12 protein-coding genes and 1 pseudogene are annotated in these 15,484 nt (G+C 44.6%); 10 read left to right on the top strand and 3 right to left on the bottom strand.

The annotated features are described in order from the left end of the window. Nucleotides 1-369 precede the first annotated feature (369 nt). Entirely contained in the window at nucleotides 370-957 is a 588-nt protein-coding gene (locus A3762_RS04700) for an NAD(P)H-dependent oxidoreductase (protein ID WP_068754321.1), read from the bottom strand. 199 nt (nucleotides 958-1,156) lie between these two features. On the opposite strand from A3762_RS04700, the gene A3762_RS04705 reads away from it, so the two are divergent. The 5 genes from A3762_RS04705 to metF all read left to right on the top strand — a co-directional run bounded on the left by A3762_RS04705 (nucleotide 1,157) and on the right by metF (nucleotide 6,513). Beyond that, entirely contained in the window at nucleotides 1,157-1,744 is a 588-nt protein-coding gene (locus A3762_RS04705; protein WP_156493235.1) for a hypothetical protein, read from the top strand. 108 nt (nucleotides 1,745-1,852) lie between these two features. Beyond that, nucleotides 1,853-2,848, top strand: a complete 996-nt coding sequence (locus tag A3762_RS04710; protein WP_068754325.1) for a metalloregulator ArsR/SmtB family transcription factor — start codon at nucleotides 1,853-1,855, stop codon at nucleotides 2,846-2,848. A gap of 31 nt (nucleotides 2,849-2,879) precedes the next feature. After that, nucleotides 2,880-4,091, top strand: coding sequence for a methionine adenosyltransferase (metK, locus tag A3762_RS04715; protein WP_068480099.1), 1,212 nt, complete (start codon nucleotides 2,880-2,882; stop codon nucleotides 4,089-4,091). A gap of 55 nt (nucleotides 4,092-4,146) precedes the next feature. Continuing rightward, nucleotides 4,147-5,553: an adenosylhomocysteinase gene (ahcY, locus tag A3762_RS04720; RefSeq protein ID WP_068754327.1), complete on the top strand. Its 1,407-nt coding sequence runs from the start codon at nucleotides 4,147-4,149 to the stop codon at nucleotides 5,551-5,553. A gap of 87 nt (nucleotides 5,554-5,640) precedes the next feature. After that, on the top strand, nucleotides 5,641-6,513 hold the full coding sequence (metF, locus tag A3762_RS04725) for a methylenetetrahydrofolate reductase [NAD(P)H] (RefSeq protein ID WP_068754329.1): 873 nt from the start codon (nucleotides 5,641-5,643) through the stop codon (nucleotides 6,511-6,513). A 65-nt stretch (nucleotides 6,514-6,578) separates the two neighbouring features. Here the strand turns inward: metF and A3762_RS04730 are convergent, their stop codons facing one another. After that, nucleotides 6,579-7,538 carry a hypothetical protein gene (locus A3762_RS04730; RefSeq protein ID WP_068754331.1) on the bottom strand — a complete coding sequence of 320 codons (960 nt, stop codon included), beginning with the start codon at nucleotides 7,536-7,538 and terminating at the stop codon, nucleotides 6,579-6,581. Nucleotides 7,539-7,696: 158 nt separating this feature from the next. Here A3762_RS04730 and A3762_RS04735 point away from each other — a divergent pair, with 158 nt between their 5' ends. The 5 genes from A3762_RS04735 (at nucleotide 7,697) to A3762_RS04755 (ending at nucleotide 15,029) form a co-directional block, all read left to right on the top strand. Beyond that, nucleotides 7,697-8,578, top strand: coding sequence for a LysR family transcriptional regulator (locus A3762_RS04735; protein ID WP_068754333.1), 882 nt, complete (start codon nucleotides 7,697-7,699; stop codon nucleotides 8,576-8,578). A gap of 118 nt (nucleotides 8,579-8,696) precedes the next feature. Then, nucleotides 8,697-9,434, top strand: coding sequence for a 16S rRNA (uracil(1498)-N(3))-methyltransferase (locus A3762_RS04740; protein WP_068754335.1), 738 nt, complete (start codon nucleotides 8,697-8,699; stop codon nucleotides 9,432-9,434). A 180-nt stretch (nucleotides 9,435-9,614) separates the two neighbouring features. Beyond that, on the top strand, nucleotides 9,615-10,859 hold the full coding sequence (locus A3762_RS04745; RefSeq protein ID WP_068754337.1) for an efflux RND transporter periplasmic adaptor subunit: 1,245 nt from the start codon (nucleotides 9,615-9,617) through the stop codon (nucleotides 10,857-10,859). Next, nucleotides 10,859-14,020, top strand: a complete 3,162-nt coding sequence (locus A3762_RS04750) for an efflux RND transporter permease subunit (RefSeq protein WP_068754339.1) — start codon at nucleotides 10,859-10,861, stop codon at nucleotides 14,018-14,020. Before A3762_RS04745 ends, A3762_RS04750 begins: the two co-directional genes overlap by 1 nt. A gap of 130 nt (nucleotides 14,021-14,150) precedes the next feature. After that, on the top strand, nucleotides 14,151-15,029 hold the full coding sequence (locus tag A3762_RS04755) for a hypothetical protein (RefSeq protein WP_068754341.1): 879 nt from the start codon (nucleotides 14,151-14,153) through the stop codon (nucleotides 15,027-15,029). Between the two features lie 34 nt (nucleotides 15,030-15,063). Here the strand turns inward: A3762_RS04755 and A3762_RS04760 are convergent. Further along, a pseudogene (locus tag A3762_RS04760) lies at nucleotides 15,064-15,484 on the bottom strand (TRAM domain-containing protein); the annotation flags it as partial.

Below are 15,484 nucleotides of genomic sequence, written 5' to 3' on the forward strand. Positions count from 1 at the left end.
CGTTTTTTCAAATTGCGCACACTCTTTAGCAAATGCGTACTGAATACGCATTTGCTAATTCATTACCTCCTTAAAATCAGAGCTTTATAAGAGTAAGCAGTGATACCCGCCGCTCGCGCGGTTATCACAGCCGACCTGTAGATATAATTTGAACCTACACAACTCGACCTCTCGAAGCAGGTGCGATCAAAGCGTTAAGGTCTGCAATCTTCTTCGAAGCGGGCATGGTGAACTGCGAAGCACTAACAGCGGCTTTTGTCTAATTACATGCATTAATTGAGAGATTCCAAATCAGTCTGCGCTGTTTGGAATGACGAGGGAGAGGTACCCAAGTCTGCCTAGTGCTTACCATCAAAAAACAAACACGAACTAATGCACATCCTTTTGCAAATCTGCATTCCAACGACATCTTTCAATTAAATCTCGATACGCCTTAGCATATTCCGCAACACGGCGTTCATGCTCTTCCATGCGGCCAGCTACTAAATTAGGTGCACTGTGAAGAATAAAGGGCGGCATATAATGCATTCCACAAAGGTTCGCTGTCTGCTCTAATGGCCGAAGCAGCTCAGCCATTTCAAACTTGTTATAGCCTTCATGATGGTAAGCGTCTTCAGGCCCGCCGGTTGTGATAGCACACAAGAATCGTTTGCCATGAAGTGCATTACCCGAAGAGCCATAAGCAAAACCATGCTCAAAGACTTCATCCATATATCGCTTCAAATTGTGCGGTACGCTATACCAATAAAAAGGAAACTGAAAAATAATCAAATCAGCAGCTTTTAAGTATTTCTGCTCTTCGGCAACATCTACAGAACCATCCTGATACCTGCTAGCTAAATTACTCAGCGAGACAAACTCCAAGTCTTTTATTTGCTCTAACATTCTGAGATTGCTGTACTCACCCGAATGTCCAGTATGGCCATACACAATATGAACGTGTGGTTGATAACTCATGCCTGTGCTCCGAAGATTTAACCGAGCTAACTATAGACCATCGACTACAAAGGCAATCGACACATCTAGATCCCGTGCCTGTTCTTTCACCTAAACAACATTAACGGGACTTGATAGAGAAATTCCCAATGCCCTTTGCTCCCTCTATTTCACTTTGCACAATTCACCTTATCACGCTTCTGTTGTTGCATTGGGATTAATGCGTAGCTATAAAATCACGACTATAGAGAAAACATCGCATGACACTACCGAGGGTATTACCATGAATTTCCATTTCTCAATTTCTTGGGTTGCATTGGCCATACTACTTTCTGCAGCTCTGGTAGGGAGCGTTCATGCAGATGAATCTGGCAACGTTACTAAACATAAAAAGATTGAAGTTGATCTCAACGTAAATAAAGAAGATCCAGATACCAGCCTTAAGCGGATGGAAATTATTGAAAAGGCCTTGTCGAGCGATCTAATACAAAAGAAACGATCGCTCGTTAAGACGATCGAAAATGACTACAACCAGAAGATCATCGAATTATTGAACGCAACTGTTTCACCCCTGACGAAACATAGGGTGATCACTCACATCGAAGTTAACTTTTTCTCGCCTGAATTTGAGACTGAAGTACGTGCGAGCAGTAAGGTCGCGGTATCAATCATTTTGAAGAAAGCAACATTTGGTAACTGGCAGAATCAGAACGGCTCGAAAGAAACTGCTATAGAAGTGCTAAAACAGATCATTAGTCAGACATTTAATATTCAAGAAGATCGCATCACTATCGTCGTTGTGGGTTAGCCCCCTCCTCGATCAGTAAAAAACTTAGCATAAGCTTCGAAACAGACCTATATCAAAATATCTTGATATAGACTTGCTATATCAAAGTTTATTGATATAGTTGCATCCATGAATCAAATTAGCCAAACCCCAAACGATCTTTACCTTGCTTCAAATGCGATTGATCAGCTCTCGCAAAAGTTGAAAGCATGTGGCGATCCATTGCGCGTTCAAATACTTCAGTGTTTGAAAGCCGATGCGTTTGGTGTGCTTGAGCTAACGCAAATATTCGATACCAAACAGTCTGGTATGAGCCACCACCTAAAGGTGCTTAGTAAAGCAGGACTCGTCGAAGCACAGCGTGAAGGCAACTCTATTTTTTACCGTCGCCCTATTTTCGCTGAACACGGCGCGGAAGCAGCCGCCTGTACGCAGCTATTCAGCATGTTTGATGCACTGGCGTTGCAGCCTGATATCGAAGAAAAAATGCAAGAGATTCGGTCAAAGCGTGCTGAGCAATCTTCGGCCTTTTTTGATCGCAATGCTGATCGTTTTGCAGAACAACAAGAGCTGATCTGTGACCACCAGCAATATGCCCCGACTAGCTTTAAATTGTTGAAAGCCGGACTCACAACTCACGACGCTCGAGTATTAGAAGTAGGTCCCGGAGAAGGTCAATTCCTCGCCTTGCTTGGTGATTATTACGATGAGGTTGATGCTGTCGATACCTCACCGCAAATGCTTGAATATGCGCGTGCGTTTTGTGCTGACAAAAAACTAAGCAATGTCTCGTTGATTGAGGGTGATACCAAGCAACTCTTAAAACAAAACCAACGTTACCAAGGCATCGTTATGAACATGGTTTTGCACCATGTTCCGACTCCTGCTCGTCTTATCGCCGAATGCGCAGAATTGCTTGATGATAAAGGCGTATTAGTGCTTTGTGATTTAACCAAGCACGACCAAACATGGGCAAAAGAAAATTGCGGCGATTTGTGGCTTGGCTTTGACCAAGCAGAACTTAAGAAATGGATCCAATCCGTAGGGTTCATTGAAGATGAATCTGTATTTATCGGCCTACGTAACGGCTTTCAAATACAAATTTATCGCTACATTAAACACTAATTTTCACTAGGCCTTAACCAAGGAAAATAAAATGAGTGAATACAGTATTTTTACCTCTGAGTCTGTGTCAGAAGGACATCCAGATAAAGTGGCTGACCAAATTTCAGATGCAGTGCTAGATGCCATCATCGCACGCGACCCGCATGCACGTGTTGCTGTCGAAACGCTTGTTAAAACAGGGATGGCGGTTGTTGCAGGTGAGCTAACTACTTCTTGCTATGTTGATCTAGAAGATATCGTTCGTGATGTCATTACAGGTATTGGTTATAACAGTTCAGACGTTGGCTTCGATGGTGAAACCTGTGCAGTATTGAACGGTATTGGTAAGCAATCTGTTGATATCAACATGGGTGTTGATCGCGCTAAACCAGAAGATCAAGGTGCGGGCGACCAAGGTTTGATGTTTGGTTATGCGACGAACGAAACACCTTCATTGATGCCTGCTCCAGTTTACTACTCTCACCTATTGGTTCAGCGTCAATCAGAGATGCGTCGTAACGGAACGCTTCCTTGGTTGCGTCCTGATGCGAAATCTCAGGTCACGATTAACTACGAAGGCGACAGCCCAAAAATCGATGCCGTTGTTCTTTCAACGCAACACGATCCTAGTATTTCTTTGGAAGATTTACGTTCAGCTGTATTGGAAAACATTATCAAGCCAGTACTACCAGCTGAATGGTTGCACGAAGGCACCCTTTATCACATCAACCCAACCGGAAACTTTGTAATTGGTGGCCCAGTTGGTGACTGTGGTTTGACAGGTCGTAAGATCATTGTTGATACCTACGGTGGTATGGCGCGCCATGGTGGCGGTGCATTCTCGGGTAAAGATCCATCAAAAGTTGACCGTTCTGCTGCTTACTACGGCCGTTATGTAGCGAAGAATATTGTTGCTGCAGGTTTGGCAGATCGTTGTGAAATCCAAGTCTCTTACGCGATTGGTGTTGCAGATCCAACATCCATTTCTGTGAACACATTTGGTACAGGTAAGATTTCCGATATCGAGCTTGCGAAAGTTATCCGCGAAGTATTCGATTTACGCCCTTACGCTATTCAGACTCAACTAGACTTGCTGAACCCTATGTATCAAATCACTGCTGCATACGGTCACTTTGGTCGTGAACCAGAAGAAGTGACTTACGAGTATGAAGAAGGTGGCGAGAAAAAATCGAAGACATTCACAGCCTTCACTTGGGAAAAAACAGATCGCATTGACGCACTTAAAGCTGCTGCAGGCGTTTAAAACACTATTTGTTTATAGACATTACAATCGCGCGTAATCGCGAAGGACAGAAATAATGAGCACGAATTTACAAGCTGTTGAAAATGGTTTCACAGACTACAAAGTAGCAGACATTGGCCTTGCTGATTGGGGCCGTAAAGAGATTGAAATCGCTGAAGGTGAAATGCCAGCATTGATGGCACTTCGTCGTAAGTACAAAGCTGAGCAACCTCTTGCAGGCGCAAAGATCATGGGTTGTATTCATATGACAATCCAAACAGCTGTGTTAATTGAAACACTGGTTGACCTGGGCGCTGAAGTACGTTGGTCTTCTTGTAATATCTTCTCAACACAAGATCATGCTGCAGCTGCAATCGCTGCTGCGGGCATTCCAGTATTCGCATGGAAAGGCGAAACAGAAGAAGAGTTCTTGTGGTGTATTGAGCAAACAATTCTTTCAGAAATAGATGGCAACCAAGTTTGGGACGCAAACATGATCCTTGACGATGGTGGTGATCTAACTGAAATGGCTCACTCAAAATACCCTGACCTATTGAATGACATTCACGGTATTTCTGAAGAAACCACTACAGGCGTTCACCGTCTTCTAGAAATGTTGGAAGAAGGTACACTTAAAGTACCTGCTATCAACGTAAATGATGCTGTAACAAAGTCTAAGAACGACAACAAGTATGGTTGCCGTCACTCGTTGAATGATGCGATAAAGCGCGGTACTGACCACCTTCTTTCTGGTAAGAAAGCACTTGTTATTGGGTACGGCGACGTAGGTAAAGGCTCAGCACAATCACTAAGCCAAGAAGGCATGATTGTAAAAGTGACTGAAGTTGATCCTATCTGTGCAATGCAAGCATGCATGGATGGTTTCGAAGTTGTTTCTCCGTTCATCAATGGTGTGAACACTGGAACACTAGACGGCATCAATAAAGAATTACTTGCAAAGACTGACCTCATCGTTACGACCACAGGTAACACGAACGTATGTGATGCAAACATGCTTCAAGCACTTAAGTCTGGTGCGGTTGTATGTAACATCGGTCACTTCGACAATGAAATCGATACAGCTTACATGCGTGAGAACTGGGAATGGGATGAAGTAAAACCACAAGTTCATAAGGTATACCGCAATAAACCTGAGAATGATCATTTGATCTTGTTAGCAGAGGGCCGTCTGGTTAACCTAGGCAACGCAACGGGTCACCCTAGCCGTATCATGGATGGTTCTTTCGCGAACCAAGTCTTGGCACAAATCTATCTTTGGGAAGCTAAGTTTGCAGACCTTCCAGAAGCTGAGAAAGCACAAAACGTTTACGTTAAAGTACTGCCTAAGAAGCTTGATGAAGAAGTTGCAAAAGACATGGTTGAAGGTTTCGGCGGTGTATTGACACAATTGACCCAAGAACAAGCGGATTACATCAACGTTCCTGTTGACGGCCCATACAAGCCAGAGTCTTACAAGTATTAAGTCTGACGTTTTACGTTAGATTAAAATAGAAAATTGGGGTCTGGGTATTTTTACTCTGCCCCCATTTAACTCCATTTGAGAAACATTATGGAAACCCAAAAACAATTTAAGCGCCGATTTAGCTTTGAATTCTTTCCGCCAAAAACGGAAGAAGGTAAAGCAAAGCTGCAGGTCGTTCGTGACGAACTAGCGCGCCGTAAACCTGATTTCTTTTCAGTGACATACGGTGCAGGCGGTTCAACACAAGAGCGTACCATCGATGCGGTGCTTAACTTCCAAGATCAAGGCATTTCAACTGCGCCTCACCTCTCTTGTGTAGGCTCGAGCAAACAAGAAATTGCGAGCTTGCTTGATTTATACAAAGAGCGTGGCGTTAATCGAATTGTTGCCCTTCGCGGCGATCTGCCATCAGGTATGGGCGGTTCTGCAGGCGAATTGAAATACGCAAACGAACTTGTTGAATTTATTCGTGAACACAGTGGAAATCACTTCAACATCGAAGTTGCTGCTTACCCTGAGTTCCATCCTCAAGCTCCAAGTGCAGAAGAAGACTTAATGAACTTTAAGCGTAAGGTTGATGCCGGTGCAAATAGTGCGATTACACAATACTTTTATAACGTCGATTCGTACTTCTACTTTATCGATCGTGTTGAAGCGATGGGCGTCAATATTCCAGTCGTTCCTGGCATTATGCCTGTCACGAACTACACGAACTTGGTTCGTTTTAGTGATATGTGTGGCGCAGAGATTCCTCGTTGGATCCGCAAGCAACTTGAAGCGTATGGTGATGATAAAGCCAGTATCCTTAAATTTGGCGAAGAGGTTGTCACACGTATGTGCGAACAACTCATCGATGCAGGTGCACCAGGCATTCATTTCTACAGCATGAACCAAGCTGAACCTTCTCTGAAGATCTGGGATAACCTAGGCTTGAGCGATAAGGAAAAGATCAAGTTTTAAGGCTTAATCAGCGATAAAACTTTCTATTCAAAAAGAGCGCACCAGCGCTCTTTTTTTATGCGCAGCTAAACAAAGTAAAGTGGCGTCGCGTAGAGGCCATTGGGGCGAAACGCCGATCTTAATATTTCTCGGGGAGCGCAATGCGTCATCCTCATTAGATAACTCATCACAGGCAACAGCTTTATATTACGTATAAATTTTGCATCAACTTGCAGGCTATCAAAACTCTCTAAAGTTTCCGGTAATTGCGGAGGAGGTAATTTCTCCCAGCCTGCTTGGTTCAATACGTAAAGCTGGAACAGTAACTGTTCCCATAAACCAGCCTCGCGTTCAACGTCCTTATAGTCGACACACAATTCGCCACGCATTGCTTCTAAAAGGTTTCCATAGATCACCTTGGTAGAAATCTTTTGCATCGCTTTGTGAGACTGCGATCTTTTTAAATAGAGAGCACGAGCGTTGACTAAGACTAAGGTGCTATGTGGAGCATATCGATAAAAAGACTTGCTGTAGCACAGTGGGTTAAATGCTGTACAAAACAACGATTTTGAATGCGGCGCTTTTGTTCGGTTATTTTGAAGTTTACCAATCACAGGGTTAGCAATACCCTCCTCTTGATTCGATGAAATATAATTTTTGAGTTTTAAGAACATCGATGCTGCTTGTCTTTTGCCTCCGTTCGTTTGCAAGTGATAAGCCATCGATAAGCACCAAAATGCCTTAGTTGCGTAATCTCTTGCATCATCGTGATTAGACCAATCATGAGCAGGTATTAAGATCAAACGTTCAATTGGTTTTCCCTCAACTGTTTTAGAATAAAACTCGCGTAAAATTCCAGCGAGGTATGCAGCGCCTTGCCTATCAAAGGTCAACGAACTGGGGAGATGATAGTAACTTGCTTCACCCGGAGCATAAGGGCAAACAGTTTCTTTGTTTGCAATCCAACGTCTCAGTGCATGTTCTTTTCTCTCAGCGTTCGAGGTTTCTTTGTTATCACTTTTTATGTGTTGAGAGTTTAATTCCATGTCTACTCGTCCTTTGTGTGACCTAGCACATTATCAATTTTTTCTTATCGCTAAATTCCTAGCAGGAATTTAGTATGAGAATGATTCATTGATGAAGACAGCGAATTTTTGACACAACACTTGTGAATAAAATTCTGCAATATACAAAGGGACGAGGGATGAACAATTACGAAACATTCGATGCAGTCGTCACGCACGGCAGCTTTACTAGAGCCGCTAAACAGCTGCATCGATCTCCTTCAGCCATCAGCAAACTCATTGCCCAGTTAGAAGAACAACTCGGTATCCAGTTATTTGACCGCACAACTCGATGTTTAAACCTCACTGAAGCGGGTAAGCTTTACTCGGAACGATGCAAAGAGATTGTGCAAAAGATGAATGAGGCTGAAACCGAACTTCGCGAATTTTCTGGTGAGGCTGTCGGCAAGATCCGTATTACATTTCCGAATGCCTTGTCCTCGTCCCCTATTATTCCTGTTCTAAGTGAATTCACTGCTCGCTATCCGAAAGTCAGTTTTGACTTAAATGTCTCTATTGAAAAAAAGAACCTGACTGAGGACGACTACGACTTTGCGTTTCGTCTAGGGACGCTCGAAGACTCAGGCATGGTTGGCATCAAGCTTTTTGATATAGAACCAGCCTTCGCCGCCAGTCGAGCTTTAGTCGAGCAATATGGAAAGCCCAAACATATCTCTGACTTGATCAATTACCCTCTGCTCATTCCGAACAACATTCCAATCAAAAAGCTTCTAACACACCAGGACAGCCCTATTCCTCATCCAACAAATTTAGTACATACCGGTGTTGATATAGCGACATTTTTGAACCTTGCCTCATCTGGCTTCGCAGCCAGTTTTTGCTTTCAACACATGCTAAAGCCATTCATCGAAAAAGGCTCTCTAATAGATATCACGCCTCCTGATGTCGCAAGCAAAATCCCTGTGTATCTGATCTACAAAAACTATCAATACATGCCGGTGAAACACAGATGCTTTATCGATCTATTCAAATCAGCGTTTATCGACTCACAATCATATTAAACACGTAATTTGGTGTCATGAATTTCGCTAGAAAGTAGGCAGTGGTGTGCAGCATGAATTACACTACGCTTCTTTCTAATGTCTGTTCGCCAGATTGAAGCGCACGAAAAGGCCTGCTATGCGAATCCCCAATATTTATGTCTCTACCAATCTAGATGATAACGCGTCGATCACACTTGATGATCAAGCTGCTCAGCACATCATAAAAGTATTGCGTATGAAGAAAGGCTTTGCGCTGCAACTATTCAATGGAGACGGCTATTACTACCCTGCGACGATCGCAACAATTGATCGACGTAATGTCACGGTACAAACCAAAGATAGAATCTTCTGCGAGTCAGAATCAAACCTTCATACACATTTAGCTATTGTCATGTCCCGTGGCGATCGAATGGATTACGCTATTCAGAAAGCATGTGAGTTGGGCGTCAATCAAATCACGCCATTAACAAGCGAACGCTGCGAGGTCCGCCTTGATAACCAACAAGAAGACAAGCGCATTAAGCGTTGGCAACAAATAGCTATTAGTGCGTGCGAGCAATGTGGTCGTGCAACGGTGCCGTCGATCGCACAAGTAGAGAGCTTAGATAACTTCGTAAACGCGAATGCAACAAACAAAGTGATAAAGCTAGTATTGCATCATCGTGACACTCAAGACTTGGCAACAGTAAGTCCATCACCTGAGCGCGTCATCATATTGATTGGCCCCGAGGGTGGACTTACTAGCGATGAAATAAACCACGCGACACAGAATAACTTTATGGCCTGCACGCTTGGTCCTCGCGTATTGCGAACAGAGACCGCGCCGGTAACTATTTTGTCTGTGTTGCAATGGTTGTGGGGTGATTTCAATTAAGCGTATAGCTGCGTTTAAAAATTATTACTGATATTAAAGTGATGGATTCACGATTACACTCTTAACAAGATCTGCCATAAAATCCAGACATTCACAGACTTCGTAGACTCACGTATGCATGCATTTCTACCGTATACTCATTCAATACTTAATGCCTTTCTTATCTAATAGGACTAATCAATGCCTAAATCATTTCTTGGCAAATGGACTCGCCCCGTTCTCATATTTCTCGTAGCAGTAGGTGTTATAGCGCTCCTCTTAGCGACTAAGCCCGAAGCACCAACACGTCCAAGTCTTGAGAAGGTATGGCAAGTGAGTGTGGCAAGTGTTGAGAAGATGACTGCGCAGCCGGAGTTTGAACTTTACGCACGCTCGGAGTCACCGCACCACGCTAACCTTAGTACAACACTCTCATCAGATGTCATTGCCTTACCCGCCTTAATCGGCGAAAAGGTAAAACAAGGCGACGTGATTGTTCACCTGGACGATACCGACGCGCGTATTGCGAGTACTCAAGCCCTTGCAGATGTTCAAGAATTGAAGGCGCGTATCAAATCAGAACATAACAGACACAAAGCCGATCAACGCGCGCTTCAAAGCGAACAAAGAATGTATGAGATCGCGAGGGATGCATTGGTTCGACAGCAGAAGCTAAACGCATCGCAATTAGTCGCAATTGAGCGCAAACAACTCGCCGAATCGAACGTCGCGCAATCTGAATTAGCAGTCACCAATCGCGAACAGAGCATTCAAGACCACGAGCCACGTTTAGCGCAACTTCAAGCTCAACTTAAAAGAGCAGAAGCTAGACTTGAGTTGGCACAACGCGACTTAGGCAAAACAAAGATCACAGCTCCCTTTGACGGTAGCATCACCTCGGTAAATGTATCACCAGGCGAGCGTGTACAAGCAGGTGCAACCATTGCCACTATATTTGATACAGCAAAGGTCGAATACAAAGCTCAAATCCCGAACAGCGTTTTAGCTTCAGTTAGCACGGCAATAGCAAGTGGAGAAAAAGTGCATGCCGTTGTCAAAGACAAAAACTTCGTATTGGATCGCTTGTCAGACTCAGCCAATCTAAGCCATGGAGGCCATGATGCGTGGTTCTCAGCCGAGGACTCATCCCAGATCCCGCTTAACCAGAGCGTTAAGCTAGTCATGAAGTTACCAGAGCAACAAGACGTCATAGCCCTCCCTATCTCATCAATTTATGGCACTAACCTCGTATTTAAAGTGGTCGATGACCGACTTGAATCACTGAACGTGGACATCATCGGTAACTTGTATAGCGATACACAAAGAGACCGAATTTTAGTACGCAGCAACCAACTGGAGGATGGCGACAGAATCATTACCACCCAGCTACCCAAAGCCATCAATGGTTTGAAAGTTTCTATTCAAGGCGCTGAGGTGGTTAAGTAATGGCGCTCGACACAGGGAAACACAAGCACGATTTAATCGGACGATTCGCGCAGCACCGTGTTGCCGCTAACTTGTTGATGCTGATACTGCTGATCGCAGGAGCGGTATCTCTGCTCAAACTCAACACACAATTTCTCCCCTCATTTCAGCCCGATTATATTACAGTTCGTGTCATTTGGCCGGGAGCCAGTGCTGAAGACGTTGCTAAGTCCATTGTTACGCCCTTAGAACAGGAATTACGTGACCTTGATTACGTGAAAGAGATGAAGTCGACCTCGTATCAAGCAAGCGCTGTGATCAGCCTTGAATACGATGAAGGCACAGACATGGGACTTGCCCTCGATCAGGTAAAGGAACAGGTATCCTTGGTCCGGAATCTCCCGTCTGATGCGGAAGAACCCGAAATATCTAAAGTGGTGATCAATGAAGATGTCGCAACCCTAATACTATCGGCAGACGCCTCTCGCGATGAGCTTCGCCCGCTCGCTTACGACTTCGAACGCGAGCTAATTGCACGTGGTATCTCAAAGGTTGAACTTATTGGACTTCCCGCGCAAGAAATTGCAATCACGGTATCCACTCAGGACATTAACAGAATCGGAGAATCTATTCCTTCTCTCGGCAGGTCGATCACGAGCGCTAGCCAAGATATTCCTGCTGGCACCTCGGCAAAGGATGAAGTCGCACGAGAGCTGCGCAGCATTGAACAACGCCGCGACCAAGAAAGTTTTAAGGATCTTGTCGTGCTCACAGCTAAAAACGGAGAACGATTGCGGCTTGGTGAGTTTGCAGAAGTAGAACGACGCAACAAAGAAAAACAAGTCGAGGTATTTTATAAGGACCGCCCCGCCGTATTGATGAGAATATTGCGAACGCCCTCCTCTGACACACTTCAAGCCGCAGAGACCTTTAATACTTGGCTTAAAGAAACCAGTGAAAGCTTGCCTCCAACGGTGTACTTAGATTCATACAACGAAGCATATGTATTAATCGAAGACCGTATCAACCTACTTGTGAAGAACGGCATCGGTGGATTGATTCTCGTCGTCGCAATTTTATTTATCTTTTTAAATGGTCGCGTCGCGTTTTGGGTCACGATTGGTATACCTGTTTCATTCGCAGGAACGCTTGCTGTTATGTACGCAATTGGTGGTACCATCAACATGGTCAGCATGTTTGCGCTTATTATGGCCCTTGGGATTATTGTCGACGACGCCATTGTTGTTGGTGAAGACGCCCTAACTCACTTTCAAAAAGGTGAAGGTGCCTTGCAAGCTGCCGAAGGCGGTGCCAGACGTATGTTTGTGCCTGTTATGTCGTCGTCGCTAACCACTATTTCTGCATTTCTGCCTTTGATTATCATTAGCGGCATTATTGGTAATATTTTATTCGCCATTCCCTTGGTCATTATCTGCGTAATCATCGCATCACTCATTGAGTGCTTCTTAATTATGCCGGGGCACCTGAATCACAGCTTGAAAAAAATGGGGCACAACGCCAAAGAAAGTCGTTTTCGAGTGGCGGTTGATTCTAAGTTTAATGCCTTCCGAGACGGAACGTTTAGACAGCTCGCGACGAAAGCAATACAAAACCGGGGCACGACCTTAATGCTCGCAGTCTCTGTTTTTCTTATATCTATTACGCTCATCATATCGGGGCGTATCCAGTTTGAATTCTTCCCTCAACCTGAAAACCACGTGCTACTAGGCAATGCAAAATTTGCCGCAGGCACGCCGCCTGAGGAAGTACGCTCATTTGCTCGCAACCTAGAGGACGCATTGTGGCGTGCGAACGATCAACTGAAAGAGAAATACAACCGCGAAGATGACCTGATTGTCCATGCTGTATTGCGTGTTAACCAAGCGACCTTTGATGGAGGGCAAAGTTACCAGCAAGGAGAGCAATATGCCTCGCTACATGTTGAAACGGTCACGCCAGACTCGCGAGAAGTGCGCAACCCTGAACTAATTTCCGCGTGGAAAGATGCATTACAAATGCCTGATGGCGTTGAGCAACTTAGCATTACTAGTCCTCGCGGTGGTCCTCCTGGCAAAGACATCGATATATTCTTAACAGGCCAAAGCAGCGATATATTAAAAGCAGCGAGCGAAGAGCTTCAGGATGCATTAAAGGGCTATGTTGGCGTGAATGATATTCAAGATGACATCCCTTACGGCAAGTCGCAATTTATATACGAACTTACCACGCAAGGTGAATCTCTTGGTTTGAGTGTTTCTGACGTAGGCAATCAACTTCGAGCGGGATTTGATGGCCAACTTCTTCAGGTGTTCTACGATCAAAATGAAGAAGTAGAAGTACGTATTTTATTACCAGATCAAGAACGCAATACCTCACGCACTTTAAACGGCTTCCCCATCGTCACAGCAACTGGCGACATTGTTCGATTAGACAACGTTGTAACTTTAAGCTCTCGCAAGGGACTAGAGCTTGTACGACACACTGACGGACGATTTGGCCTGCGTGTAACTGCGGGTGTTGACGCGTCACTGAACAACGCAAATGTTGTGCTAGACGACGTTAGCAAACAATCCCTCCCAGAGCTAGCAGCGCGCTACGGCTTAGATTACGAGCTTAAAGGAAGAGCTGAAGAGCAACGCCAGACAGGCGCTGAAATGATGCTAGGCGCAAGTATAGGCATAACGCTTATTTACATTATTTTGGCCTGGGTTTTCGGTTCGTACTCATGGCCGCTTGCCGTGATTTTGGCCATTCCACTCGGCATTTCAGGTGCAATTTTGGGTCACTGGCTGCTTGGAATTAATCTCACCATGCTTTCGTGGTTTGGTTTCTTTGGCCTTTCAGGGATTGTGATTAATGATGCCATTATCCTCGTCACCTTTTACCGAGAACTACGAGAGCAAGGCCAAGCCATACAAGAAGCAATTATCAATGCCACCTGCTTACGCCTAAGAGCAGTCATGTTGACATCACTAACAACTATTGCGGGCTTGCTACCCTTGTTATTTGAAACATCACTACAAGCACAGTTCTTAATCCCTATGGCGGTCAGTATTTCCTTTGGCCTTGCATACGCAACAATATTGATTCTATTTGTAATCCCAGCTCTGGTTTCCAAGATAGAGGAAATGCGCGAGAAAAGAGCAGGTAAGAGAAAACAACCGGAATTATCAACGATATAGCCCTTTAAACTCGTCAGAGAGTAGAGATTATATTCGCTCTACTCTCTTTCTGAGTTTCTAAGGTCTTGTATTCTTGACGGCGTAACATCCCTTTCCTATAACCATACTTCGTTTCTTTACGAGGTTCATCATGACCGTTATTGCGCCCACCACTGTCACCTTCTTCCAAAATTCACTAAATGAAAAATCTAAAATACTCGGCGCTATTGACTGGGATGGGAAAGTATTGATTATTTGCGAGCAAAGCCCTTTTCACCCTGTTGATCACATATGGCCTGACCAACCAGCTGATAAAGGCGAAATTGTCATTAACGATCACTGTTATAGGCTAGAGGACTGCATTGTCGTCACCCAATCACAAGACGACGAACATTTTGAATTCGGTTCAGAGATTACGGCTAAGCGCTTTGATGAAGGTTGGAATTATCTTGTCGGCCACCTTATATCTCCAGACATAACAGCAGATCATTTGATTGGGAAAACTGCAGAATTAAAGGTAGATGAGAATTATCGAAACGCGCTAAACCTAGGGCATTCTGCTTGCCATCTATCTGCTCTCGCGCTCAATCAAGCGATGGAACCCTATTGGAAACGCGAGGTAACCGAGGACAGCCTCGGGCATCCAGATTTTGATAAGATGGCGATCTCAGATTCAAAGGTCACCGAGTTTAAATCGCGTGACGAATACCGCATTGGAAAATCACTTAAGCGAAAGCAAGGCTTTAAAGCGGCTGAAGCATTAGAACAGCTCGAAAACGTGCAAGCGCTAATAAATCAAACATTAGAAAACTGGGTCGCGACTGGGGAATCAATCACCATGATTGCCGATGGGAATAAACTGAACGATACCAAGCGTTGGCAATGTCGCCTGAATGACAAACAAGCTGAGATCTTTTGTGGCGGATCGCATGCAGTGTCGCTAAAAGACTATCAAGCCATAACAGTAAAACTACAACTTAGTGACGATCAAGGGACGCTGACGATGCACACCACAGCAACGCCAGCGTAGTCTAATACCCTAATTAGAAAGTAGATAAAGCGAATTAGACGAGATGCGCCCAAAGGTCGTATTCATCAGCTTCCTCAATTTCGACTTCAACGATCATTCCCACATCTAGGAAGGTAGCGCCATCGATAAAGACTTGTCCGTCGATCTCAGGCGCGTCACCCATCGTACGACCAACTGCGCCTTCGTCGGCAATTTCATCAATGATCACGAACTGCCGTGTTCCAACTTTTCGTTGCAAGCGGCCTGCAGAAATCGCAGCTTGCTTCTCCATAAACCGACGTTTACGGTCCTCTGCGACATCACTCGGAACATGATCTGGCAAATCATTCGCTGGCGCACCTTCAACAGGTGAATAAGTAAAACAACCAACGCGATCTAATTGTGCTTCATCCAAGAATTCGAGTAACTCTTGAAAATCTTCCTCAGTCTCGCCAGGAAAACCGACGATAAATGTA

The organism is Oleiphilus sp. HI0125, assembly GCF_001635355.1.

Bases quoted from the DNA above. Each gene is read 5' to 3' on its own strand.
- metF (WP_068754329.1), top strand. From the start codon at position 5,641: ATGGAAACCCAAAAACAATTTAAGCGCCGATTTAGCTTTGAATTCTTT.
- A3762_RS04755 (WP_068754341.1), top strand. From the start codon at position 14,151: ATGACCGTTATTGCGCCCACCACTGTCACCTTCTTCCAAAATTCACTA.
- A3762_RS04705 (WP_156493235.1), top strand. From the start codon at position 1,157: ATGCGTAGCTATAAAATCACGACTATAGAGAAAACATCGCATGACACT.
- A3762_RS04735 (WP_068754333.1), top strand. From the start codon at position 7,697: ATGAACAATTACGAAACATTCGATGCAGTCGTCACGCACGGCAGCTTT.
- metK (WP_068480099.1), top strand. From the start codon at position 2,880: ATGAGTGAATACAGTATTTTTACCTCTGAGTCTGTGTCAGAAGGACAT.
- ahcY (WP_068754327.1), top strand. From the start codon at position 4,147: ATGAGCACGAATTTACAAGCTGTTGAAAATGGTTTCACAGACTACAAA.
- A3762_RS04700 (WP_068754321.1), bottom strand. From the start codon at position 957: ATGAGTTATCAACCACACGTTCATATTGTGTATGGCCATACTGGACAT.
- A3762_RS04750 (WP_068754339.1), top strand. From the start codon at position 10,859: ATGGCGCTCGACACAGGGAAACACAAGCACGATTTAATCGGACGATTC.
- A3762_RS04710 (WP_068754325.1), top strand. From the start codon at position 1,853: ATGAATCAAATTAGCCAAACCCCAAACGATCTTTACCTTGCTTCAAAT.
- A3762_RS04745 (WP_068754337.1), top strand. From the start codon at position 9,615: ATGCCTAAATCATTTCTTGGCAAATGGACTCGCCCCGTTCTCATATTT.
- A3762_RS04730 (WP_068754331.1), bottom strand. From the start codon at position 7,538: ATGGAATTAAACTCTCAACACATAAAAAGTGATAACAAAGAAACCTCG.
- A3762_RS04740 (WP_068754335.1), top strand. From the start codon at position 8,697: ATGCGAATCCCCAATATTTATGTCTCTACCAATCTAGATGATAACGCG.